25 protein-coding genes, 1 rRNA gene and 1 pseudogene are annotated in these 22,741 nt (G+C 41.5%); 9 read left to right on the plus strand and 18 right to left on the minus strand.

Going from position 1 to position 22,741, the window contains the following annotated elements:
- Both EBQ12_RS15005 and EBQ12_RS15010 read right to left on the minus strand, forming a co-directional pair.
- Positions 1–130, minus strand: a 16S ribosomal RNA gene (locus EBQ12_RS15005); the annotation flags it as partial.
- A 318-nt stretch (positions 131–448) separates the two neighbouring features.
- The gene (locus EBQ12_RS15010; protein ID WP_025206981.1) at positions 449–1,327 is read right to left on the minus strand and encodes a nucleotidyltransferase-like protein; all 879 of its coding nucleotides are present in this window, start codon (positions 1,325–1,327) and stop codon (positions 449–451) included.
- Positions 1,328–1,516: 189 nt separating this feature from the next.
- On the opposite strand from EBQ12_RS15010, the gene EBQ12_RS15015 reads away from it, so the two are divergent.
- A complete protein-coding gene (locus EBQ12_RS15015; protein ID WP_007496750.1) occupies positions 1,517–1,864 on the plus strand; it encodes a YgzB family protein in 348 nt (115 codons plus the stop codon).
- Positions 1,865–1,899: 35 nt separating this feature from the next.
- On the opposite strand, the gene perR is transcribed toward EBQ12_RS15015, so the two are convergent.
- Positions 1,900–2,337: a peroxide-responsive transcriptional repressor PerR gene (perR, locus tag EBQ12_RS15020; protein WP_003217782.1), complete on the minus strand. Its 438-nt coding sequence runs from the start codon at positions 2,335–2,337 to the stop codon at positions 1,900–1,902.
- Positions 2,338–2,496: 159 nt separating this feature from the next.
- A complete protein-coding gene (bcp, locus tag EBQ12_RS15025) occupies positions 2,497–2,964 on the minus strand; it encodes a thioredoxin-dependent thiol peroxidase (protein ID WP_125590509.1) in 468 nt (155 codons plus the stop codon).
- 129 nt (positions 2,965–3,093) lie between these two features.
- Here bcp and EBQ12_RS15030 point away from each other — a divergent pair, with 129 nt between their 5' ends.
- Both EBQ12_RS15030 and EBQ12_RS15035 read left to right on the plus strand, forming a co-directional pair.
- Positions 3,094–4,389 carry a glutamate-1-semialdehyde 2,1-aminomutase gene (locus EBQ12_RS15030; RefSeq protein WP_008341922.1) on the plus strand — a complete coding sequence of 432 codons (1,296 nt, stop codon included), beginning with the start codon at positions 3,094–3,096 and terminating at the stop codon, positions 4,387–4,389.
- Positions 4,390–4,636: 247 nt separating this feature from the next.
- Positions 4,637–5,710 carry an FUSC family protein gene (locus EBQ12_RS15035; protein ID WP_025206980.1) on the plus strand — a complete coding sequence of 358 codons (1,074 nt, stop codon included), beginning with the start codon at positions 4,637–4,639 and terminating at the stop codon, positions 5,708–5,710.
- Between the two features lie 226 nt (positions 5,711–5,936).
- Here the strand turns inward: EBQ12_RS15035 and EBQ12_RS15040 are convergent, their stop codons facing one another.
- From EBQ12_RS15040 to fabL, 10 genes and pseudogenes are all read right to left on the minus strand, one after another.
- Positions 5,937–6,833, minus strand: coding sequence for an ABC transporter permease (locus EBQ12_RS15040; protein WP_007496739.1), 897 nt, complete (start codon positions 6,831–6,833; stop codon positions 5,937–5,939).
- A gap of 18 nt (positions 6,834–6,851) precedes the next feature.
- Positions 6,852–7,853, minus strand: coding sequence for an ABC transporter permease (locus EBQ12_RS15045; protein ID WP_007496737.1), 1,002 nt, complete (start codon positions 7,851–7,853; stop codon positions 6,852–6,854).
- 61 nt (positions 7,854–7,914) lie between these two features.
- Complete coding sequence (locus EBQ12_RS15050; protein ID WP_017358851.1) at positions 7,915–9,501, minus strand: ABC transporter substrate-binding protein; 1,587 nt, start codon at positions 9,499–9,501, stop codon at positions 7,915–7,917.
- Positions 9,476–10,453, minus strand: a complete 978-nt coding sequence (locus EBQ12_RS15055) for an ABC transporter ATP-binding protein (protein WP_125590511.1) — start codon at positions 10,451–10,453, stop codon at positions 9,476–9,478. The genes EBQ12_RS15050 and EBQ12_RS15055 overlap by 26 nt, the downstream gene beginning before the upstream one ends.
- A complete protein-coding gene (locus EBQ12_RS15060; protein ID WP_060832194.1) occupies positions 10,422–11,444 on the minus strand; it encodes an ABC transporter ATP-binding protein in 1,023 nt (340 codons plus the stop codon). The genes EBQ12_RS15055 and EBQ12_RS15060 overlap by 32 nt, the downstream gene beginning before the upstream one ends.
- Before the next feature lie 112 nt (positions 11,445–11,556).
- Positions 11,557–13,299: an ABC transporter ATP-binding protein gene (locus EBQ12_RS15065; protein WP_008341950.1), complete on the minus strand. Its 1,743-nt coding sequence runs from the start codon at positions 13,297–13,299 to the stop codon at positions 11,557–11,559.
- 95 nt (positions 13,300–13,394) lie between these two features.
- Positions 13,395–13,925 carry a nucleoside tri-diphosphate phosphatase gene (ntdP, locus tag EBQ12_RS15070; RefSeq protein ID WP_008341956.1) on the minus strand — a complete coding sequence of 177 codons (531 nt, stop codon included), beginning with the start codon at positions 13,923–13,925 and terminating at the stop codon, positions 13,395–13,397.
- A 147-nt stretch (positions 13,926–14,072) separates the two neighbouring features.
- Positions 14,073–14,333: a YgaB family protein gene (locus EBQ12_RS15075; protein ID WP_125590513.1), complete on the minus strand. Its 261-nt coding sequence runs from the start codon at positions 14,331–14,333 to the stop codon at positions 14,073–14,075.
- Positions 14,334–14,507: 174 nt separating this feature from the next.
- A pseudogene (locus tag EBQ12_RS15080) lies at positions 14,508–14,657 on the minus strand (gamma-type small acid-soluble spore protein); the annotation flags it as partial.
- Positions 14,658–14,732: 75 nt separating this feature from the next.
- A complete protein-coding gene (gene fabL / locus EBQ12_RS15085; protein ID WP_007496726.1) occupies positions 14,733–15,485 on the minus strand; it encodes an enoyl-[acyl-carrier-protein] reductase FabL in 753 nt (250 codons plus the stop codon).
- 81 nt (positions 15,486–15,566) lie between these two features.
- Here fabL and EBQ12_RS15090 point away from each other — a divergent pair, with 81 nt between their 5' ends.
- The gene (locus EBQ12_RS15090; protein ID WP_008341962.1) at positions 15,567–15,791 is read left to right on the plus strand and encodes a hypothetical protein; all 225 of its coding nucleotides are present in this window, start codon (positions 15,567–15,569) and stop codon (positions 15,789–15,791) included.
- On the opposite strand, the gene mutY is transcribed toward EBQ12_RS15090, so the two are convergent.
- Positions 15,778–16,878, minus strand: coding sequence for an A/G-specific adenine glycosylase (gene mutY / locus EBQ12_RS15095; RefSeq protein ID WP_017366880.1), 1,101 nt, complete (start codon positions 16,876–16,878; stop codon positions 15,778–15,780). The two genes, EBQ12_RS15090 and mutY, sit on opposite strands and share 14 nt — an antisense overlap.
- 191 nt (positions 16,879–17,069) lie before the next feature.
- Here mutY and EBQ12_RS15100 point away from each other — a divergent pair, with 191 nt between their 5' ends.
- Positions 17,070–18,050, plus strand: a complete 981-nt coding sequence (locus tag EBQ12_RS15100; RefSeq protein WP_125590515.1) for a metal-dependent hydrolase — start codon at positions 17,070–17,072, stop codon at positions 18,048–18,050.
- A 27-nt stretch (positions 18,051–18,077) separates the two neighbouring features.
- Here EBQ12_RS15100 and rsoA read toward each other — a convergent pair whose 3' ends face one another.
- Positions 18,078–18,299: a sigma-O factor regulator RsoA gene (rsoA, locus tag EBQ12_RS15105; RefSeq protein ID WP_041116267.1), complete on the minus strand. Its 222-nt coding sequence runs from the start codon at positions 18,297–18,299 to the stop codon at positions 18,078–18,080.
- A complete protein-coding gene (locus EBQ12_RS15110; RefSeq protein WP_125590517.1) occupies positions 18,247–18,849 on the minus strand; it encodes a sigma-70 family RNA polymerase sigma factor in 603 nt (200 codons plus the stop codon). Before EBQ12_RS15110 ends, rsoA begins: the two co-directional genes overlap by 53 nt.
- A gap of 165 nt (positions 18,850–19,014) precedes the next feature.
- Here EBQ12_RS15110 and EBQ12_RS15115 point away from each other — a divergent pair, with 165 nt between their 5' ends.
- From EBQ12_RS15115 to EBQ12_RS15125, 3 genes are all read left to right on the plus strand, one after another.
- Positions 19,015–19,179, plus strand: coding sequence for a YvrJ family protein (locus EBQ12_RS15115; RefSeq protein WP_003217819.1), 165 nt, complete (start codon positions 19,015–19,017; stop codon positions 19,177–19,179).
- Positions 19,180–19,273: 94 nt separating this feature from the next.
- Entirely contained in the window at positions 19,274–20,437 is a 1,164-nt protein-coding gene (locus EBQ12_RS15120) for an oxalate decarboxylase family bicupin (RefSeq protein ID WP_008341972.1), read from the plus strand.
- Between the two features lie 67 nt (positions 20,438–20,504).
- Entirely contained in the window at positions 20,505–20,927 is a 423-nt protein-coding gene (locus tag EBQ12_RS15125) for a regulatory YrvL family protein (RefSeq protein WP_125590519.1), read from the plus strand.
- Between the two features lie 4 nt (positions 20,928–20,931).
- Here EBQ12_RS15125 and EBQ12_RS15130 read toward each other — a convergent pair whose 3' ends face one another.
- The gene (locus tag EBQ12_RS15130) at positions 20,932–21,399 is read right to left on the minus strand and encodes a DinB family protein (RefSeq protein WP_125590521.1); all 468 of its coding nucleotides are present in this window, start codon (positions 21,397–21,399) and stop codon (positions 20,932–20,934) included.
- Between the two features lie 206 nt (positions 21,400–21,605).
- Here EBQ12_RS15130 and EBQ12_RS15135 point away from each other — a divergent pair, with 206 nt between their 5' ends.
- A complete protein-coding gene (locus EBQ12_RS15135) occupies positions 21,606–22,739 on the plus strand; it encodes an FAD-dependent oxidoreductase (RefSeq protein ID WP_125590522.1) in 1,134 nt (377 codons plus the stop codon).
- Positions 22,740–22,741 lie beyond the last annotated feature (2 nt).

Here is a 22,741-nt window from a genome sequence, read left to right on the forward strand (position 1 = left end):
AGGTTACCCACGTGTTACTCACCCGTCCGCCGCTAACATCCGGGAGCAAGCTCCCTTCTGTCCGCTCGACTTGCATGTATTAGGCACGCCGCCAGCGTTCGTCCTGAGCCAGGATCAAACTCTCCGAGGTATGCAGGATGCATATCACACATGCGTTGCTACACGATGTAGCGAACTTAGCATGTGATCATTTCCTGCCTCGTCAGCGTTTGACTGACTACCTATGATGTATCATAGGATTTTTTTATAAAAACTCGAATTAACAGGTACGTTTTGTCTTGTTTAGTTTTCAAAGATCATCTTCGTTATCGCTTAGAAGCGACTTTCTTAATATAACATTTGAGCGCCGTGTGCGTCAAGTGTTTTTCTGAATTTCTTTTTGTGCGCTTTTCTTTAAAAGCAACTCGGTTGCTCATTAGCGACGTTTAATAATATACCATCATAATATTCATACGTCAATATCTTTTTTAACAAAATATCCTCGATGATAGATTTTTTGCCCCTTCGTCTCAATTGGCTCTACTAGCACAATTCCTTTTTCCACAAAGAAATCAATCATCACACTAAGATCAGGTGTGAAATGTTTGAGATCAGGATGTGCAAGAAGCTCGCCAAACAGCCAAATATCCTGCTGTTCCATGACATGACGCAAATGAGCCGCACCAATTTCTGCTTTTGAATGAATCAAGAAATCATTCGCTAGGAATAAAAGTTCTAACCGTTTATGAAGACTTTCGTGGCTTTCAATCAACTCTGAATAAAGTTTATATACTTCCGGCTCCATATGACGTACTTGATTCCAAACGGTCACTTCTGGGTGGAAGCCTTTATCAATCACTTCAATACGCGCCAGATGATGCAGGGCATGCACAATGGAATTATATGCATCGAGGAATTGATTTGATTCAAAAAATGCTTTTCCTTCTATATATCTGCGAATGAGCTTGCCATATTCTAAACCAATTTTGAGCTTACGGTTAGAAAACGGGAATGTACTCAGTTCATCAATCAAGTTGAAAATATATTCATTTCGATCAAACAGGACTTTTCCGTTTAAAATCCAATCAATAATCCGCCTGTTGGTACCTAAGGTAATCCATTCCTTCAACTGATCATCTGTGACAACATTTAAAGAAGCTGTCTGGTGATCGGATTCATAGTGCTTAATAAATAAAGGTTCTTCCGCATCCTTTACGATGACTAGAAGCGCTGCATCAAAGTTATCCGTCTCAGAAGATACTTTATGCCTTCTTTCTACTATAATCACAGCTAATGTATCTGGATGACTTGCTCTCTCTTGATAAATAGGACGGAGAAGATTTTCCATAGTGATTCCTCCAATACTCGGGTGTAAGGTTCTTCTCTAATGCTATGTATTTCTCCTCATAGAATCAAAATTCCTTCAATACATGAAAAAAGATCGTTGAATCATTATAAGCAATTTATTCACAAAACTCTATAACTAATTCAAACAGAAAGGTAAAATGTGCTATATTGGAGATAAGGGGGACTAGGGATGGCGAAATACTCCAGTAAGATTAATAAAATCAGAACATTTGCACTTAGTTTGGTTTTTGTTGGTTTTTTGATCATGTATATCGGTGTGTTCTTCAAGGAATCGGTCTGGCTGTCGACCTTCTTTATGCTACTCGGCGTGTTATCGATTGGATTGAGTACAGCCGTTTACTTTTGGATCGGTATGCTTTCTACGAAGGCAGTCCGTGTCGTATGTCCAGGCTGTGAGAAGGAAACAAAAGTGCTTGGGCGGGTGGACATGTGCATGCATTGCAGAGAGCCACTTACACTCGATCCAGCATTAGAAGGCAAAGAGTTTGATGAATCCTACAATCGAAAAAAGTCATAAAAATAAGCTGACCATTCAACTGGTCAGCTTTTTCATCAATGATTTTCTTTTTTTGCACATTCTTGACAAGTGCCATAGATCTCCAAGCGATGATGACTTACTGTAAAACCTGTCACATGGGATGCAAGCTGTTCTACTTCATCAAGGCCAGGATAGTGAAAGTCAACGATCTTTCCGCAGTTTTCACAAATCGCATGGTAATGGTCAGATGTCGCAAAATCAAATCGGCTTGAGGAATCCCCATACGTTAATTCTTTTACTAATCCAGATTCCCGGAAGACTCGTAAATTGTTGTAAACCGTTGCTACACTCATATTAGGAAATTTCCCTTCAAGTGCCTTATATATATCGTCCGCGGTTGGGTGTGTCATAGAATTTACGAGAAACTCCAAGATGGCATGGCGCTGCGGAGTAATTCGAACACCGGTTTCTTTTAGAGCGTCTAAAGCATCTTTTAGTTCGTGAGCAGCCATTTCATCATGCACCTCTCTTTTCAAAAATATTCTTATATTATAATCTTTATAAATAGTGTACCCCCAGAGCCGAAACTTTGTCAATTACAATCCTCTTTTTTACCTATTCTTCTATACAAAAAAGACCGGCACGACTGCCGATCTCATTACGTCAACATATTAAGCGTGAGCTTTCAGTTCCTCAAGCGCTTCTTCCACATGATCTTTCACCTTTACTTTACGCCACTCTTTCACAAGCTTTCCTTCTTTATTAATAAGAAACGTTGAGCGTTCAATTCCCATGTATTCCTTACCAAAGTTCTTTTTCAGCTTCCATACACCGAAAGCTTCAGACAATTTTTGTTCGTCATCTACAAGAAGCAGGAAAGGTAAGTCATGTTTTTCTTTAAACTTTTGGTGCTTGTCTTGACCGTCTGGGCTTACGCCGATAATCACAGCATCTAATTCCGCAAAGCTTTGATGGCGGTCACGGAAATCACAGGCTTCCGTTGTACACCCTGGCGTCATATCTTTTGGATAAAAATAAAGGACAATGTGTTTCCCTTTAAAATCAGAGAGCTTTACTTTCTCTCCATTATCACCGAGTAATTCAATATCAGGTACTTGCTGCCCCACATCGATTGTCATGATACAATCCCTCCAACCTATTTTTTCATTAGCCTATCCAATTTCGAGAAGATATTCAACTAAGGACGCTTGCATCGGCATGTTAAAATAATGATAGACGACGTGATACGTTGAGATAGGAGGCTATTTATGAAATTCACCGAATCAGAAAAATTACACCAAGAGGCGCTGGAGCATATTGTTGGAGGGGTTAACAGCCCATCTCGTTCATATAAAGCAGTGGGCGGCGGGTCACCTGTTGCAATGGAAAAAGGCGAAGGCGCTTATTTTTGGGATGTTGACGGAAACCGTTATATCGACTATTTGGCAGCATACGGTCCAATTATTACGGGACATGCTCATCCTCATATTACAAAAGCCATCACGAAAGCAGCCGAGACGGGTGTCCTTTACGGAACACCAACGAAGCATGAAGTCACTTTTGCTAAGATGCTGAAGGAAGCGATGCCTGCTTTGGACAAAGTTCGTTTTGTCAATTCAGGTACAGAAGCTGTGATGACGACAATCCGTGTCGCTCGCGCTTATACAGGCAGAACAAAGATCATTAAGTTTGCCGGATGTTACCACGGTCATTCTGATCTTGTGCTAGTTGCGGCCGGCTCTGGACCTTCCACTTTAGGAACACCAGATTCAGCGGGCGTGCCTAAAAGTATTGCCAATGAAGTCATTACCGTTCCATTCAACGATATAGACAGCTACAAAGAAGCATTAGACCGCTGGGGTGATGAAGTAGCAGCTGTTCTTGTTGAGCCAATTGTCGGGAACTTTGGCATCGTAGAGCCTAAAGACGGTTTCCTGCAGCAGGTGAATGACCTGACTCATGAAAAAGGGGCTCTAGTCATCTATGATGAAGTCATTACAGCTTTCCGCTTTATGTATGGTGGTGCACAGGACTTGCTTCAAGTAAAACCTGACCTCACTGCATTAGGTAAAATTATCGGCGGCGGTCTTCCAATCGGCGCTTACGGCGGCAAAAAAGAAATTATGGAGCAAGTCGCCCCGCTTGGACCAGCCTACCAAGCTGGTACGATGGCAGGAAATCCCGCCTCCATCCTTTCTGGTATTGCATGCTTGGAAGTGTTAAAAGAAGACGGAGTCTACGAACGTCTTGATCAGCTCGGGGCCATGTTAGAAGAGGGAATTTTAGCCCACGCAAAAAAACATCAAGTAGATATTACAGTGAATCGCTTAAAAGGTGCTCTCACCATTTATTTTACAAAGGAAACGATTGTGAACTACGAGCAGGCTGAAAATACGGATGGTGAAATGTTCGCCCGTTTCTTTAAATTCATGCTCGCACAAGGTATTAACCTCGCTCCTTCTAAATATGAAGCTTGGTTCTTAACCATTGCACATACTGAAAATGATATTTCTGAAACGCTCAAAGCAGTAGATCACGCGTTTGAACAGCTGAAACAATCATAATGAAGAGAAAAACAGACGTAAATTCATGCGTCTGTTTTTTTATTTACCAGCTCTTGATTGTCAAAAGCGAGTGAATCTGTTACATTTTTTCTCAATACCTTCTTTTGATGTTTTCATGAACTTTCAAAAATCACTTGAATATTTCGGAAGACCGCTGTATATTACTTAGTTGTTTCATCAAAATATTTATGATATATGACAAGTGGTCATCTATTATCGAAAAGAAAGGAATGCAGGGACAAAACCAATGAAACTTGGAGCCCGTATTTTAAAAACTGGTATTGCCATTGTACTCGCGCTTTACCTGGCAACATGGCTTGGATTGCCGACACCCGTCTTCGCGGGAATTGCAGCTGTATTTGCTATCCAGCCATCTATTTATCGATCATTTTTAACGATTGTTGATCAAGTGCAAGCCAATATTATTGGAGCAGCACTTGCCATTACGTTCGGTCTGCTTTTTGGCACAGGACCAGTCATCATCGGCTTAACTGCCGTCATGGTCATTGCGATTAATTTAAAGCTGAAGATTGAACACACGATTCCGATTGCACTCGTAACCGTCATCGCGATTTTAGAAAGTGCAGGGGATCATTTCCTTTCCTTTGCCTTAATTCGAACAGCAACTGTGGTGTTAGGCGTACTTTCTTCATTTTTAGTGAATTTGATTTTCCTGCCGCCAAAGTATGAAACAAAGCTTGTTCATCACATTATGGAAAATACGGAGGAGATTTTAAAATGGATCCGTCTGAGCTCCAGACAGTCTACTGATCATTCCACTTTAAAGGATGACATCGATCAAATAAAAGAACGCATGATCAAATTAGATCACATTTACTTGTTATACAAAGAAGAACGAAGCTATTTAAAGAAAACAACTTATGTCAAATCTAGAAAGCTTGTTTTATTCAGACAGGCAATCATGACGTCTAATCGAGCGCTGTACTTGCTGAAAAAGCTTCATAAGTTAGAAAATGAAATTCATTTGATGCCAGAGCATTTCAGAGAGAGCTTAACAGATGAGATTGATTATTTACTGTACTGGCATGAACGTACCTTGATGAAGTTTGTTGGAAAAATGAAACCGCAGGACGATGATTTTCAGAATGAATGCTCTCTTCGTCTTGAAGCATTAACGAAATCATTTATTCAACACCAGCAAAATCAAGAAAACGACTTGCTCGATTACAATATGCTGAATGTGATGTCGAGTATTATTGAATACCGTGATGAATTGGAGCATCTAGATACTTTGATTACAAGCTTCCAAACGTATCACCCAAAAGATAGTGAGATTGAGACAGAAGAAAAAGAAGCTTAAATACAAAAGCCCGATTCTAAGAATCGGGCTTACATTTTTGACAAAGGGCTACAATGATCTTTATTTTAGCCCTTTGTCTTCTTTTCAGCGTAGTTGAAAACCCTTGAAACCAAGGAAGGACGAGTACTGGAGCGGAGCGAATGCCATATTCGTGAGCACCAGCTCGCAGGATTGACAAAGAATGTGGGGTTTGTCTACACGCTGTGACCGATTCTTAGAATCGGTCTTATTTTATTTTCTTCATTTTAGGATCAAGGGTGTCTCTTAATCCATCTCCCATCAAGTTAAAGCCAAGAACCGTCAGCATGATCGCAATCCCCGGGAAAAATAAAGTCCACGGCGCTTGTACGAGATAAGGTCTCGCATCGGCAAGCATTTTCCCCCACTCTGGACTTGGCGCTTGTGCACCTAATCCTAAAAATCCTAAAGCCGCCGCTTCAATAATGGCTGTACCAATCGCAAGCGTCGCCTGAACGATCACCGGCACCATACTATTTGGCAGTATGTGACGAAGAACGATGCGGCGGTGTGACATCCCGACTGCCTTTGCTGCTAAGACGTATTCTTCTTGCTTAATGCTCAGCACCTTTGAACGAACGAGCCGGCCAAATGTAGGGACGTTAATAATCGCTATGGCAATAAGGGCATTTTGTAAGGAAGGGCCTAAGATGGAAACGATCGCAATCGCTAATAGAATGCTAGGAAAAGCGAGTAAAATATCAAATAGTCTTGAGATGACAGCATCCAGCAATCTACCGCCGTAACCTGCCATCAATCCAAGCAATGTCCCTAAAATAACCGACCCGAGAACGGAGAAGAAACCCACCCATAATGAAATCCGAGCTCCATGCACAACTCTAGAAAATATGTCTCTCCCGAAATCATCCGTACCAAACCAATGCGCAGCTGAAGGGGCACTAAATCGTTCGCCTAGCGACTGCTCGTTGATTCCATAAGGAGCAATGAGCGGTGCAAAGATTGCTAGGATCAGAAATAAAAAGACAATCACAGTGCCAATGACCGCCAGCTTGTGCTGAAAGAACAGTTTCATCGATTCAAGAATCAGTGATTGAGAGCGTTCTTCCTTTTGTTTAGGTGCTTGAAGCTCTTTTTGCGCTTCCATGTCGTCACTCTCCCTTCTCTAGTATTTAATCCTCGGATCAATGACTGCATACAAGATATCCACAATGAAATTGATCAGCACAAATATGAGCGCAACAACAAGAATGCCAGTTTGAATGACAGGATAATCACGATAGCTAATGGCATCGTAAATATACCGCCCAATTCCCGGCCAAGCAAAGATCGTTTCTGTTAAAATGGCTCCGCCTAGCAAGAGACCTGTTTGAAGACCAATAATCGTTAAAATCGGAATGAGCGCATTTTTCAGCCCATGCTGATAAATGATGAAAAATGAACGTACCCCTTTTGCTTTTGCTGTTCGAATAAAATCTGAATGAAGAACTTCCAGCATACTTGCCCTCGTAATCCTTGCAATAATCGCAGCAGGAATCGTTGCGAGAGCGGTACTTGGTAAAATTAAATGCTTGATGCTGTCAAAGAATTGATCAAATCGTCCTTGCAAAAGCGTGTCCAACGTATGAATATAGGTGATCGACTCTACCGGATTTCTGACGTTTTCTCGTCCTGTAGTCGGCAAAATACCTAATTCAATCGAGAATAGCCACTGTCCCATTAAGCCTAACCAGAAAATCGGCATGGACACCCCAATGAGCGCAATAAACATGGCCACATAATCAAAGAAAGAATGTTTAAACCACGCACTAATGATTCCGGCATTCACACCGACAATAATCGCCAGCAACATAGCGAAGAAAGTCAATTCTAATGTAGCAAATAAGTAAGGCTTCATTTCCTGGGCAATAGCCGCTCCTGTTCGTATGGAAGTCCCTAGATCGCCTTTTAAAAGCCCCAGCATGTAGTGACCATATTGAACGTACCACGGCTGGTCTAAACCAAGCTGAATCGTCAATTGCTCTACTGCTTCTTTCGTTGCCCGCTGTCCTAAGATGACCTGCGCCGGATTCCCAGGGATAAACCGAATAATAGAAAATACAACTAAGGTCATTCCGATCAGTACTGGAATGAGCATTCCTGCTCGCTTCATACAATAAGCAAACAAACAGCTTTCACCGCCTTTTCATTGTTTGGATAAGGGAGATCGAACGATCTCCCTTATTTGCTTATTCGAAATATACGTCAGTCAATGCTTCGGAACCAGTCGGATGCGGCTGGTAGCCTTTTAAATCTTTAGATGCGGCAAGCATTGGAATTGAATGGACTAATGGAATCCAAGGCGCTTCATCATGAATGATTTCTTGAGCTTCTTGATATAATTCATTTCGCTTCTTTTGATCCGTATCGGTCTGCGCTTCAATGAGGATGTCATGCATTTTATCGTTTTGGAAGAATGTATAGTTGTTACCGCCAATACTGTCTTTATCTAATAATGTATAGATGAAATTATCAGGATCGCCATTGTCCCCTGTCCATCCTAATAAGAACACATCTGCTTCGCCTTTACTTGCTTTATCTAAATAAGTCGCCCAATCATATGTGACGATTTCGGCTTTGACACCAACTTTTTCAAAGTTTGACTGAATGACTTCAGCTACCTTCATCCCGTCTGGCATATATGGACGCGGCACAGGCATTGCCCAAAGCTTGATGCGAAAACCGTCAGGGAAGCCTGCCTCTTTCAATAGTTCTTTTGCTTTTTCCGGATCATATGGATATGGCTCAATCTCGTCATTGTAGCCTTCTAATGACGGAGGAAGTGGATTTTTTGCTGGTTCAGCAAGCCCTCCATAAAACGACTCGATGATTGATTCTTTATCAACTGCATAATTGAGCGCCTGACGAACCAACTTGTTATCAAGCGGCTTTCTAGTCACTGTCAACCCGATATAACCTACGTTCATGGATGGTCTTTCAATCAACTGGAGCGCTTTGTCTGTTTTAATGCCATCTAAATCGGACGGATTGACGCCATCCATTAAGTCGATTTCGCCTGTTTTAAGCGCATTTAAACGAGCAGAGTTTTCAGGAATAGAGCGGAAGATGATTTGTTTCAGTTTTGGTTTATCTTTTTGCCAGTAATCTTCGTTCTTTTCTAAGACAATACGATCGTTCTGCTTCCATTCTTTAAACTTAAATGGTCCTGTGCCCACTGGGTTTTCTCTAAATGAATCACCGCTTTTTTCAACTGCTGCAGGACTAGCGATACCAAATGGTGACATGGCGATGTTTTTCAGAAATGTTGCTTGCGGGCGTTTGAGTTGAAATTCAATTTCATGCTCTCCTTTGACGATGATGTCTTTAATGACATGCCCTTTATCTTTTTTATAGCCGCCAAACATGCCGTAGTAAGGAAATTTTTCGGCATCTCCATTCATCCAGCGGTCAAAGTTGAATTTTACAGCTTCTGCATTAAAGTCTGTGCCATCGTGAAATTTCACACCTTCTCTTAAGTAGAACGTGTACGATTTTCCGTCCTTTGCAACATCCCATTCTGTTGCGAGGCCCGGATGGATGGTCGTGTCTTTTTCACCGTAATTCAAAAGCTTTTCAAACATATTCTCTGTGACCTTGAAGGTTTCGCCTTCTGTTGTTGTAATCGGATCAAGTGACGTAGAGTCCCCTCCTCTGCCGAATACGAGAGTGTCTTTTGTGGCTTTTTCTTCTGATGTTGATGAAGATGAACAGCCCCCTAAAAATAACGCAAGTGCCAGCACAAAAATGAAACTACTGAATAACCATGTCTTCTTCATTGTGTTCCTCCTTTTGATATAAATAGCACGCAGCTGCATGACCTGTTTCCTTCTCATACAAAGGCGGAACAGCTTGCAAGCATTGCGCCCACCTTTTTGGACATCTTTTATAGAAAGGACAGCCCTCTTCTGACACCAGGGTGGATTCTTCCGCTGACACATCCTGCGTTTCCAGCACGTGATCCATATGTGGAATGGATGTCAGAAGAAGCGATGTATAAGGATGAAGCGGCTTGTGAAATACGTCCTCCGCAGGACCCATTTCTACAATACGGCCAGCGTACATCACTGCAATGCGGTCGCTCATATACTTGACAACGCCTAGATCGTGAGAAATAAACAAGTACGTCAGAGAAAGCGTCTTTTGCAATTCGAGCATTAAATTCAATATTTGCGCTTGAACCGATACATCTAAAGCGGAAACTGGCTCATCGGCAATCACAAGACTTGGATGAGTAATCAGCGCCCTAGCAATTCCAATACGCTGCCTCTGACCGCCGCTGAATTGGTGCGCATAACGGTCTCCATAGGATGGGTCAAACCCAACAATGTGCAACATCTCTTTTACCCGCTTTTGTCTTTCTGCTTTTGTTCCATGTTTATGAACAATGAGCGGTTCTTCTAAAATGTCTTTGATTTTCATTCGTGGATTTAAGGAAGCGTATGGATCTTGGAAAATCATTTGAATGTCTTTTCTGAAGGAACGCATGTCTCGTTCTTTCAGAAGCATCACTTCTTTTCCTTTCATTTGGATTGAGCCAGAAGTCGGTTCGATTAATCTCATTAAGCTTTTGCCAAGGGTTGATTTCCCGCAGCCAGATTCGCCCACAATGCCGAGCGTCTCTCCTTCTTTCACGTGAAAGGACACTTGATTTAAAGCCATAGTCGTCTGTTTGTGTTTAGAAAAAAATGCCGATGTGTCATAACGCTTCGTCAGTTGATTCACTTGCAATAGTGGGTGATTCAGTGTCTTCTCCTCCTTCCATTAGAAAACATGCGACGCGGTGATTGTGTGAAATGGATTGTAAAGATGGGTCTTTTTCAAGACATTGCGTCATTTGATATGGACAGCGTGGTGCAAATTGACAGCCGGACCGAATAGCTCCTGGCTTAGGTACATGACCCGCAATAGACATGAGTTTTTCTTTTTTCTCTTTAAATGATGGAACAGAGGCGAAAAGACCTTTCGTGTAGGGATGGAGAGGTTTTTGGAAAATACGGTCAACGGTTCCTTCTTCTACGATTCGACCAGCATACATAATCATGACACGCTGGCATATTTGCCGCACGACGCCTAAATCATGAGTAATAAATAAAATAGCGGTGTCCATCTCTTCATTTAACTTTTTGAGCAAACGAAGAATTTGTGCTTGGATGGTGACATCAAGTGCAGTCGTTGGTTCATCTGCAATCATGAGCTTTGGGTGACACAGCATCGCCATCGCAATCATCACACGCTGACGCATGCCACCCGATAGTTCATGTGGATATTTTTTGAGTAATGACGCTGCTTGTTTCAGGCCTACCGTTTGAAGCAAATCTACAGCCTTCACTTTTGCTTCTTTTTGGCTGATAGTCTGATGTGTGAAAAGGGCTTCTGTCATTTGCTTGCCGATGGTCATGAGTGGATTGAGAGAAGTCATGGGTTCCTGGAAAATCATTGAGATGTCATTCCCTCTGACCTCTCGCCATTGTTTCTCCGAAAGTGACAGCAGGTTTTGACCTTCAAATTGTATGTGACCTGTTGTTTCTGTTTGGTGATTCAGCCCCATTAAAGACATCGATGTGATGCTTTTCCCGCAGCCAGATTCGCCCACAATACCTAAGGTTTCTCCTTTTTGAATAGAGAATGAGATGTCATGGACGATCGGGACTCTCTGCTTTTTTTGCTGAAAAGCAATGGACAGCTGTTTGACATCTAGCAATACTTCTTGTTCTTTCACATCTTCACCACCCCGTCATACTTTTTAAAATTGTATTGAGACAAGCTGGGAAATATGTCATGTTTTTGACAAGCATAAAAAAGCCTATCCGCTAGAATCGGATAGGCTTCTACTAATTTAATGTTTGAATGGTAAATAGATGGCGATAGTGGCTGTCTCGGTTCATTAATTCCTCATGTGTTCCTTTTTCCACAATCTCACCTTGTTCCATGACCACAATGAGGTCCGCATGTGTAATCGTTGATAAACGGTGCGCAACAATAAAAGTTGTGCGATCTTTTGCCAGCTTCTGCATCGCTTCTTGAATGTAATGTTCACTTTCTAAATCAAGTGCAGACGTCGCTTCGTCTAAAATAAGCAGCGGTGGATTTTTAAGAAATACCCTCGCAATTGAAATTCGTTGTTTTTGACCGCCTGATAGCTTTACGCCACGTTCTCCTACTTTCGTGTCATATCCTTCAGGAAGAGACATGATGAACTCATGGGCATTAGCCGCTTTGGCAGCCGACACAATTTTCTCAAAGGATGCTTCCGGGTCTCCCACAGCGATATTTTCTTTAATGGTGTCACTGAATAAGAATGTATCTTGGAGGACCATCCCGACTTGATTACGCAGGCTTCTTGCCTTGTACTCTTTAATATCAATGCCGTCAATTTCGAGTGATCCGCTTGTGACATCATAAAATCTTGGAATTAGGCTGACGAGTGTCGACTTCCCTCCGCCGCTCATTCCTACAAGCGCAACAGTTTGACCTTTTTCTACTTTCAAGGAGATATTGTGTAAAATCTCTTCCTGTGTATGTTCGTAACGGAACGACACATCTTTAAATTCCACCTCACCTTTTAAGTGATTGGCTTCTTTTGCATTCGGCTTGTCTGTTACTTCATACGGTTCATCAATAAACTCAAAAATACGATCCATTGATGCTACTGACTGAGTTAACGTCGTCGATGAGTTAATGAGACGACGAATCGGGTTGTACATCCGGTCAATGTAGCCGACAAAGGCAATCATTGTCCCAATTGAAAGCGACCCGTTAATGACGGTATAGCCAGCAAAAGCAATGATGAGCAGCGGCGCAATGTCTGTGATCGTATTGACGACGGCGAATGTTTTGGCATTCCAATTCGTATGATTGATCGCTTTGTTTAAGAAATTTTTATTTTCATCGTGAAAATTCTCTTGTTCGTATTCTTCAATCGCAAAGCTGCGAATGACAGGCATTCCTTGTACTCGCTCATGCAGGTGCCCTTGTACCTCAGCCAGTGCCTGCGACCGCTCTTTTGTCAGCTTGCGAAGCCGTCCGTAAAAATACTTCACTGCTAACGCATACAGTGGAAAAATAATGACAGACACAATGGTGAGTTTAAGATCCAGTGTACACATAATGGCTATCACAATCAGGACGGTCATCAAATCAAGCCAAATGTTCATAAGCCCTGTGATGACAAATTCCTTTGTTTGCTCCACATCGTTGATGACCCTTGAAATAATTTCCCCTGTTCTCGTGTTGGCGTAATAACGAAGGCTTAGCTTTTGAATGTGCGAGAACAGTTTTTCCCGAATATCAAATAATACTTTACTGCCTGTCCACTGTGCATAGTATTGTCTGTAGTACTCAACAGGCGGTCTCATCACTAAAAATAATACAAGCATGATTCCCATAATAATAAAGAGAGTGGATGTTTTTTCTTCAGCCGATCCAGAGCCTTGAATGACATCATCAATGACATACTTTAAAAGCAGAGGCAATGTTAAGGGGATCGAGAACTTAATCATTCCGATCACCATTGTCAATGCAATCTGTTTTTTATACGGTGTTACAAAAGCCATGTAACGTTTTATGACCCCCATGTAAATCTCCTTCCCAATCTATCAGTGCCTCTTATCCGTACGCAGTCAAAAACCTGTTGGCTTTGAAAAGCCAAACAGGTTTTAGCTGCTGTTACTTATTTTGTATAACGCAAAAAACGTTCATACCACATATCCACAAATTCTGGAGCAAACGGTCCCTTCCGCTGGTGAATCCAATGCAGTAATGTATTTAGATGCTCTCGTAAGATACTATCGATTTCTTTTGGATAATTCATCTGCCTCTTATGATCTGCATATTCATCCTCATCCAAAATATTATACGTCATGTCCGGAAAGACTTTGACATCTAAGTCGTAATCAATATACTTAATCGCCTCTTCATCTGTCGCAAAAGGAGAGCTGATGTTGCAGTAATAATACACCCCATCATCTCGAAGCATCCCAATGACATTAAACCATTGTTTTGCATGAAAATAGCAAATAGCCGGTTCTCTTGTCATCCATGTTCGGCCATCGGATTCAGTCACCATTGTTCGATCGTTTGCACCTATGATACACAATTCCGTTGCTTTCAGAATGGTGGTTTCATTCCAAATCCTGTGGATCAAGCCATTATGTTTATAGCTTTGAATTTGGATGGTTTCTCCTTCCTTGGGATAGCCCATATTTTCTCCCCTACTTTCTATAACAAACAAACCTAACAGTCCAAAGACCTAATTTCCCAACTAAACATGTCTCTATTATATTATACCGTTACATCATTAAAAAATGAAATGAAAAAGCCATTCAACCCAATTGAACGGCACACTCTTTTACATCACGGTTGAGCTCTTCTCCATTTGTTTATACGAATTGATGACTTGTTTAGTCTGTTTTGTAAATAGTGTTTGGACTTTTTGCAGTTCCTCTCGTTTCTGTTTGATTTGATCATGAAGCTTATGCCGCTCTTCCTTTTTTTCACCTTGCAGCAATTGTTTTTCTGTCTCTAAGTACAGATCAAGTTCTCCTTGTACATCGAGCAGCTGATCCATAAGCTGCATTTGTTCTCTGACAAGCTGATCGAAATCAGACATCTAACTCCTCCCTTTCCTTCGATTCCACTTTTTGTATCTATACCATTTCTTGAAAGAAGGAAGAAGTCCTTTGACTGTTTATGTAGAGGTTTTACAGGTTTTGTCGGATGATGGGGAGAGACAAAAAGAAAAGCACTTCATTCGTAGATGAAGTGCTTCCCTTTGTTTCAGTGATTAGCTGTTTTGTTGTTTGTTTTGCTCAGCTTTTTGGTTGTATTTTTTTACGTGCTGTGCGTCAGTCTCGCTAGCAAATTCAGTGCCATATTGACCGCCTTGTGCAGCAGCTTGGTTTTGTTTTTTCACTTGTTGTGCGTTTGTTTTGTTTTGTTGTTTATCCATCATTATCACCTCCACGCACATTAATTTGTGCAGAAGGTGTACATCTTATTCATCATTTTTTTAAACAAGCAAAGAACGTCCGCCATCGACGATAATCGTCTGTCCTCTAATCATATCTGCTTTGCCTGATACAAGGAATTCTACACTGTCGACCATGTCTTTAATTTCCACCATACGGCCTGCTGGTGTATTTTTCTTAGCATCTTCTAATAGCTCTTCACGATTTGGGAAGTGCTTGAGTGCATCTGTATCGATGGCGCCGCCTGATACGGCATTTACGACGATATTTTTTTGTGACAGCTCAACGGATAGGTAGCGTGTCAAAGCTTCTAGTGCTGCTTTAGATACACCGACCACCGTGTAGTTTTCAAGGTAGCGGATAGAGCCTAGTGAGCTAATGCTGACGATATGTCCGCCGCCGTTTTTCTCCATTAATTTGGCTGCTTCTTGTCCGCAGAATAACAAGGCTTTCGCATTGATATTCATGGTCCAGTCCCAATGATTTTCTTCAAGATCCATGATTGGACGCTGAACGCCAGATGCCGCATTGTTCACAAATACGTCTAAACGGCCAAACGTTTCGTCAATTTGCTGGAACATGTCTTTGATTTTCTCTGGCTGACCAACGTTGGCTTTGACAACTAATGTTTTAACACCCATCGCTTCAATTTCTTCAGCTGTTTCAAGTGCTGCTTTTTTGCTTCTTGCATAGTTAATGACAATGTCATATCCTTTTTCAGCCAGGCGAAGGGCCACTTCTTTCCCGACACCTCTACTGCTGCCTGTAATTAGTGCACATTTACGCTTGTTCATTATGGTTCATCTCCTGATTTGAATAGTTTTCGTCCATTCGCTTCACACTAATAGGAAAGTTCCTATTAGGAGGTTACATTCATGTATGTCGGACGCGATTTAAGCCAGCTTGGCATGATGTCAAAGGATCAATGGAAAGATACTGAGCTTGCTTTTTTTCATCATGCTTTCCAACAAATTTTACCTTATTTAAACGAAGAAGGGCAATCTAAGTATCGAGAAATCATTTCTGAAATTGAAAACCGCGGGGGTCTGCACCGAAATGAAGCCGATTATACCCATGGTACAACGGTTAAATATGACTAGGCTGTTCAAGTGCCATCTTCCATATTTTTTGATGTGAGACTGGCAAAGCATATGCCTCAAATTCTTCTGTTGTGACTTTTTTCAGCATCGTGTCATCAGATACAGAGGTCACACGTCCAAAGAAAACAGAAATATTCCAGATGAGGTGGGTAAATACATGTTGAATGGTGCCTTCTAAATCACCAAGTTCTGCTTGTACACCCGCTTCCTCTTTTAAGAAATCAATCAGCTGCTCTTTTTCCGTTTTTCTTCCCTTCATTGTTTCCATGTTTGGGAACTCCCATAAATTCGCAAGCAGACCTGTACTTGGACGCTTATGAATATAGAGGTGGCCTGCATCATCAAATAACACCACCGCTGCCATTGATTTCGCAGTCGGCTTTTTCTTTTTACTTTTCACCGGCAGCTCATGCTGAACGCCTTCCTCCAGTGCCGAGCAATGCATGTTCACAGGACAAATGAGACAGGCAGGAGAGGTTGGGGTGCAAATAAGCGCACCTAGCTCCATTAGCCCTTGATTGAATTCTGACGGCTTTTCCCGGGAAATGAGCTGATCAACCGCAAATTCGAAAATATTTCTCGTTTTTGGTTTTGCAATATCATCCCATATGGACAAGATACGGGAAATGACCCTCATCACGTTGCCGTCTACCGCAGGGTATGGCTTGTTATAGGCGATACTCAGCACTGCGCCGCTCGTATACGGGCCTACACCTTTCAGTTTTGAAAATTGTTCTTTCGTATCAGGGACAACGCCCTCGTAGGATTCATAGACTTCTTTCACAGCTGCCTGTAAATTACGCACTCGTGAGTAGTAGCCCAGACCTTCCCATGCTTTCATGACTTTTTCTTCATCAGCTAAAGCAAGATCCTTCACCGTCGGGAATTGCTCCATAAACCGATTGAAGTACGGAATGACCGTATCCACTCTCGTTTGCTGAAGCATCACTTCTGATACCCAGACGCGGTATGGATCTTGATTTTCACGCCATGGAAGTGTCCGTTGTTCTTTTTCATACCAATCGATTAAATCATGCTGAAAACCCGCAATATCTTTGCGGTCCAGCTTTTCTTGAATGTCTTTCATCTCTATACTCCTTCTTATCGAACCGAGAGCTAACGTTCTGAAAAGAACCTTATTTGTTGTATACTGTTTGTAGATACGTTAACATGTTACATTAAATCGGGATAAAGCAAAAGTGATTTTGCACATAGTCTTGATGAGAAACGTATACTTTGTATGATTGTTCCTAAGCATGACAACTAGGAGGTAATCAATTGGACACTGGTACTCATGTAGTAATGGGCATTTCTCTTGGGGGACTTGCGCTTTTAGATCCAGCCGTCAGCGCAGATCCACACATGGCACACGCCGTGATGATCGCGACCATCGCCGGCTCCCAAGCACCAGACATTGATACTGTGCTAAAACTAAAAAATAATGCAGTTTATATAAGAAATCACCGGGGATTTACTCATTCCATTCCGGCTGTACTGTTTTGGTCATTGCTAATTCCGGCTGTGATTTTCCCATTTGTGCCGGGGGCGGATTTACTCCATCTTTGGTTATGGACACTATTAGCCGTCGTGCTTCATGTGTTTGTCGATATTTTCAATGCTTACGGCACGCAGGCCATTCGTCCATTTTCAAAGAAGTGGGTAGCGCTAGGGATCATTAATACGTTTGATCCGTTTATCTTTTTTACACATCTTGTCGCCATTGTCGTTTGGGCGATTGGCGGGCATCCCGGCTATACGTTTATTACGCTGTATGCCGTGATTTTCTGTTATTATATCGTCAGGGTCATCATGCAGCTTCAGATTAAACGCCAGCTGCGTGCACGATTCAATGAAATTGAGGACATTATTATTTCGCCTACGATGAAGTTCAGACAATGGCGCATTGCCGTGAAATGTAAATCCTCTTTCCATGTTGGACGCAGTATGAATGGTGAGATTATCATTTTAGACACCTTTAACCGTGTGCCGGTCCCTGATACTGAGATTATGAAAATTGCCAAACAGGATGAAAACATTTCAGCCTTTCTCTCCTTCTCCCCTGTCTACCGGTGGGAAGTAGATAAATACAAGGATCATTATGAGGTACGGTTCATTGATTTGCGCTACCGCAGCAAAGGTCACTATCCTTTTGTCGCGATCTGCCATATCGACATGGACCACCAAATCAAAAATTCCTATACCGGCTGGATTTTCAGTGAAGAAAAACTGCAAAAAAAATTAAGACTCGGCTCTGTGTGAGCGAGTCTTTTTTTGTGCTTACAACTCTTACAACTTCGTCATATATTCCACAATAAACTCCCAAAAGCCAGGTCCTTCTTGGTAAATCAGCCAGTCTACTTTTTCGATGAGTTTGATATAAAGTTCTTGTTCGAGGTCTTCTCTTTCTTGATATGCCGTGTTTTGTAGTTTCTTTTTGATCATGGGTGTGAAGGTTTCAATGAGTTCTTCCATTTCTCCATTGGTCATTTTGTCTTCGTGCACGGACATCTCCCCCTGTTTTTTCTTTTAGTTTGTTGAGTGCTTTTTTGTGGATGTTTGAGATATTTTGTCTTGATTCTCCCAGCCGGTCGGCTATTTCCTTCATCGTTTGACCTTCGACATAGATTTGGGTTAAGACCATTTTTTGTTTGTCTGTGAGCTGCTGGTAGGCCTTGTACAATCTTGGGTCTTGCAGGTGCTCCCCTAAGTCTTGCTGGTTGATGAGCACCGCTTCATACGTATCGGTTTGAACAGGGTCTTTCACTTCTTGCGTATCAGGATGATCAAGTATGAGCGGAAAACGCTGCTGTTTCTTTTTTACTCGTTTGTCAAAGTCGACTGAAAAGATGCGGATCATTGTGGAAATATACTTGATGATGCGGATTTTTTGATAAAACTGCTTGAACTCGGAATCTAGTTTTTTCGCATTTTCTTCGTTTGGCTCTTCCATGACTTGCCGGAGCAGCTGCTGGTTTTTAGGATTGCTTAAAAATTGCTGAATGAGCGGGTGGTCAACGATTTCCTTCCATTTTGCTTTCAATAACAGCCGATAATCCATGTGCATCTCCCCTTTGTTCTCTCTACTTGCATTAAGTGGACAAAAGTTAAAAAAAGTAAACTTTGTGAAACGGGTCTAATGGTTCATTTTCTCCCCCTTTGATTTCCTATTTCTTCTTTCATACCACTTATAGAGAAGACGAGCATCCGCTGGGAGGTGAGACAAATGGAGACCTTTTTTTCGGAGGAATGGCTGAAGCAGCTCGGTCAGGCTGGCTTCCCTGCCATTTTGACGGTTTATTTGCTGACACGTTTTGAACGAAAGTTTGATGAATTAAGCAAACTCATCCAACGATTGGTCGCTGTTCAAAAAAATGATGAATCAGATTGACATCTTCTTGATTCGTTTCACCTTATGAAAGCGAGGGCGAAATGAAAGGCCTTTTGTCACCTCACACAATACGATGTTGAAAGGGGATTTTATCATGAGTGAAAAGCAAAATGGTGTACCGCAGCCGATTCGAGGAGAAAAAGGAGCAACGGTCAAAATTCCACGTAATCTCGAGCGAGACAGACAAAACCCAGATATGCTCACGCCACCAGAAACCGATCATGGAACGGTTCCCAACATGAAATATTCTTTTTCTGATACGCACAACCGTTTAGAAAAAGGCGGCTATGCCCGCGAGGTAACGGTGCGTGAACTGCCAATCTCTAAAAGTCTTGCCTCTGTGAACATGCGGCTAAAGCCTGGTGCGATTCGCGAGCTTCACTGGCATAAGGAAGCGGAATGGGCGTACATGATTTATGGGGAAGCCCGAATTACATCGGTTGATGCAGAGGGGCGCAATTTTACAGAGGATGTGACTGAGGGAGATTTATGGTACTTCCCTTCTGGCTTGCCGCACTCTATTCAAGCACTTGAACCAGGAGCTGAATTCTTACTTGTGTTTGATGATGGTTCCTTCTCTGAAAATAGTACGTTCCAAGTGACTGATTGGCTTGCGCATACGCCAGAGGAAGTTGTGCTCCAAAACTTTGGAATGACAAAGGAGCAATTTGAGAAGCTACCAGAGAAAGAGAAGTATATTTTCCAAAAAGGAATTCCTGGTTCTCTTGAGTGTGACAAGGTGAAAACAGAACAAGGAGAGGTCCCGAATTCCTTTAAATATGAGCTGTTAAAACAGGAGCCAATTACGTCAAGCGGTGGACAAGTGTGGATTGCGGACTCTACCAATTTCAAAGCGTCTAAAACAATTGCATCCGCTCTTGTGAAAGTCGATCCAGGCGCCATTCGTGAGCTGCACTGGCATCCAAATACGGATGAATGGCAATATTTTATTTCTGGAAAAGCACGAATGACGGTATTTGCTTCTGATGGACATGCGAGAACCTTCAACTATCAGGCCGGGGACGTTGGATATGTACCATTTGCGATGGGGCATTATGTAGAGAATACAGGCGACGAACCGCTTTATTTCTTAGAAATTTTTAAGAGTGATCATTATGCAGACATTTCACTCAATCAGTGGCTTGCGGTCACACCGAAACAGCTTGTTTTGGATCATTTAGATCAAGGCGAAGAATTCTTGAAATTGCTTGATACAGAAAAACACCCTGTCATCGCTGCACCTAAAAAAGAGGATTAATTCCACCTTCCTGCAAAAAGGCTGTCCTTTTTGCAGGTATCTTCATGTAAGGGAGTGTTGTTTATCCATGCAACAATCTATTCACGCTTTATGGCAAGGGGTGAAATGCCTGATAGCGCTATCAGCTATCTTTTACATATTTTTGTTGTTTTGTGTACTGTTCTTTCATTTGACGGGTGCTTTTTATCAATCGGTTTTATCGTTGCTTCTGTTTATGGGCATCTACGTTGTACTCGGGATCTCTTTTGAACATCTGGAACACGTGCTCATGTGTTTTGTTCGTAAGTGTCGGTCCAAAAAACGATCCATCGTTTTCTATACCGTTTTATTTCACCTTTTGTTTATTTGGGGTGCTGTCTATTTATCAGATGAATTGGTTGACGGCATTTTGCTGACTACTTCTGAAGAAATTCTCTTTGCGCTTAGTCTTTGGCTATTTCATTTTTTGTTTGATTATGCGACGTTTCCATTTGAGAAAGAAGCTTCGTGACGCTTTATCGTCTTTCTGTAGAGAGTACTTTTTTAATCTGCTCCATATGATGGAGATCATGCTTAATCAAGCCTTCAAAATAACTTGATAACGTCAGCTCTGTTTGACCGATCAAAAAGGATGCATTCCAGCGAGATGGTTCGATTTTCTTCATTTCTTGAAGTAATTCTGTTCTGACAGCAATAAATCGCCCAATCGTCTCGCTTCTTTCTTCCTTTCTTGCTCTTTCGGCTGACTGCTGATTCATTTCATGCGCATCAGGTGCCTGCGGTAACGCTTGCTCGTTCCAAAATTCCTTTAGACGGTCGTGTAAAATAAATTCATCCCACGGAACGAAATGAGCGATGATCTCAGCAATACTCCATTTTCCCTCAGCGATGGCGCTACGCCATTCTTCTTCTGTTACTTTCGTTAGTGACTGTACCCATTCAAGAGTGTGTTCATAGTGTTTTATCACGGTGTCTTTGTTCATGTTTTGTTATCCCCTTCATGTTTTTAAAAGAAGTTGATCAGAAATTGGTTAGTTTCATTCTTGCGAAATCATTTATAACATATTATCATATACTTTAATTACCAAATGAAGAGGAGGAATTGTGATACGCTGTCCTATATGAAAAAGCTTATTTTTCTGCACTAAAATAAACCGACCGGTCTGTTTATAAAATAGGAGGGAAAATAATGAAATCTCAAAATGTGATCATTATCGGCAGTGGTGTAGCAGGATTGGCTACTTCTTTATTCTTAAAAAAGGCTGGAATGGAAAGTACGATTTATGAAAGCAGGTCAGATGAAAAATTAGAAACAGGAGCAGGTTTTTTACTGTCTCCGAATGGGGTAAAGATTTTGGATGGAATCGGGTGTAAAAATGAAGTGATAGCAAATGCAACCGTGATAAAGAAGATCCAGCAAATAAACAGTGAGAATGAAGTAGAAGCGATCTTTCACAATTATAGTGAAAAATATTATGATGCTCCTTTACTGAACGTCATGAGAGACCAAATCATCAAATCACTTTTAAAAGAAGTTCACCGTCAAGGAATAGAAGTGAAATACAACAAAAAGTTAACCTCGATCAAACAGCAGCCTCATACCGTTCAGGTTCTTTTTGATGATGAAACTGTGATAACAGGTGATATTGTAATAGGAGCAGATGGAACTTTTTCTAAAACAAGAGAGGCTATTGCGTTTAATGCTAAATTAGACTATAGCGGTTTTTGGGGACTACAAGGAGTATCGTTTGTGAAGGATTTTGTATTGGATGAGGCAACAAGTTATTTTTACAATGACGGAAACTTTCAATTCATTTTTGGGAAAGCGCATCCAACAAATAAAATGAATATTTTATGGCAAGCTTTCTCTCAGTGTCCTGAGAAGTTACCTACAAAACATTTTGAGAAAGCCAATAAAGAAACCATCCGACAGTTATTATATAAACAAATGGAACATTGGAACATTCCTAAACACCTTTCTGACATCATCGATCATACAAACATGTTCTTTCCAAGAAGTATCTATGAAATAAAGGATTTTCCTGTGTGGTCAAAAGGACGTGTTGTTCTTGTAGGTGATGCGGTACATACGGCGAATCCTTTTGTTGGTCAAGGAGCATCATATAGTCTAGAAGATGCCATGCTCATAGCAAAGATGCTAAGGGATCATGATTATCGAGATGCGTTCTATTATTATGAAAAGGATCGAAGAAAGAGGACAGAAGAATTGAATGCGCTATTTCAGCACATGAGTATTCAAAACGATATTGATAAAAAAATGAACGAATACACGATTGAATGGGATGAAGAAACTTACGTATGAGA

Origin of the sequence: Bacillus sp. 2B09, from assembly GCF_003946835.1 — a bacterium.
Classification (GTDB): Bacteria; Bacillota; Bacilli; order Bacillales; family Bacillaceae; genus Bacillus; species Bacillus altitudinis.

What these genes read in the sequence shown, in the direction of transcription:
- EBQ12_RS15010 (WP_025206981.1), bottom strand. Translation starts at nt 1,327, where the DNA reads ATGGAAAATCTTCTCCGTCCTATTTATCAAGAGAGAGCAAGTCATCCA.
- EBQ12_RS15015 (WP_007496750.1), top strand. Translation starts at nt 1,517, where the DNA reads ATGGCGAAATACTCCAGTAAGATTAATAAAATCAGAACATTTGCACTT.
- perR (WP_003217782.1), bottom strand. Translation starts at nt 2,337, where the DNA reads ATGGCTGCTCACGAACTAAAAGATGCTTTAGACGCTCTAAAAGAAACC.
- bcp (WP_125590509.1), bottom strand. Translation starts at nt 2,964, where the DNA reads ATGACAATCGATGTGGGGCAGCAAGTACCTGATATTGAATTACTCGGT.
- EBQ12_RS15030 (WP_008341922.1), top strand. Translation starts at nt 3,094, where the DNA reads ATGAAATTCACCGAATCAGAAAAATTACACCAAGAGGCGCTGGAGCAT.
- EBQ12_RS15035 (WP_025206980.1), top strand. Translation starts at nt 4,637, where the DNA reads ATGAAACTTGGAGCCCGTATTTTAAAAACTGGTATTGCCATTGTACTC.
- EBQ12_RS15040 (WP_007496739.1), bottom strand. Translation starts at nt 6,833, where the DNA reads ATGGAAGCGCAAAAAGAGCTTCAAGCACCTAAACAAAAGGAAGAACGC.
- EBQ12_RS15050 (WP_017358851.1), bottom strand. Translation starts at nt 9,501, where the DNA reads ATGAAGAAGACATGGTTATTCAGTAGTTTCATTTTTGTGCTGGCACTT.
- EBQ12_RS15065 (WP_008341950.1), bottom strand. Translation starts at nt 13,299, where the DNA reads ATGGGGGTCATAAAACGTTACATGGCTTTTGTAACACCGTATAAAAAA.
- ntdP (WP_008341956.1), bottom strand. Translation starts at nt 13,925, where the DNA reads ATGGGCTATCCCAAGGAAGGAGAAACCATCCAAATTCAAAGCTATAAA.
- EBQ12_RS15075 (WP_125590513.1), bottom strand. Translation starts at nt 14,333, where the DNA reads ATGTCTGATTTCGATCAGCTTGTCAGAGAACAAATGCAGCTTATGGAT.
- fabL (WP_007496726.1), bottom strand. Translation starts at nt 15,485, where the DNA reads ATGAACAAGCGTAAATGTGCACTAATTACAGGCAGCAGTAGAGGTGTC.
- EBQ12_RS15090 (WP_008341962.1), top strand. Translation starts at nt 15,567, where the DNA reads ATGTATGTCGGACGCGATTTAAGCCAGCTTGGCATGATGTCAAAGGAT.
- mutY (WP_017366880.1), bottom strand. Translation starts at nt 16,878, where the DNA reads ATGAAAGACATTCAAGAAAAGCTGGACCGCAAAGATATTGCGGGTTTT.
- rsoA (WP_041116267.1), bottom strand. Translation starts at nt 18,299, where the DNA reads ATGTCCGTGCACGAAGACAAAATGACCAATGGAGAAATGGAAGAACTC.
- EBQ12_RS15110 (WP_125590517.1), bottom strand. Translation starts at nt 18,849, where the DNA reads ATGGATTATCGGCTGTTATTGAAAGCAAAATGGAAGGAAATCGTTGAC.
- EBQ12_RS15115 (WP_003217819.1), top strand. Translation starts at nt 19,015, where the DNA reads ATGGAGACCTTTTTTTCGGAGGAATGGCTGAAGCAGCTCGGTCAGGCT.
- EBQ12_RS15120 (WP_008341972.1), top strand. Translation starts at nt 19,274, where the DNA reads ATGAGTGAAAAGCAAAATGGTGTACCGCAGCCGATTCGAGGAGAAAAA.
- EBQ12_RS15125 (WP_125590519.1), top strand. Translation starts at nt 20,505, where the DNA reads ATGCAACAATCTATTCACGCTTTATGGCAAGGGGTGAAATGCCTGATA.
- EBQ12_RS15130 (WP_125590521.1), bottom strand. Translation starts at nt 21,399, where the DNA reads ATGAACAAAGACACCGTGATAAAACACTATGAACACACTCTTGAATGG.
- EBQ12_RS15135 (WP_125590522.1), top strand. Translation starts at nt 21,606, where the DNA reads ATGAAATCTCAAAATGTGATCATTATCGGCAGTGGTGTAGCAGGATTG.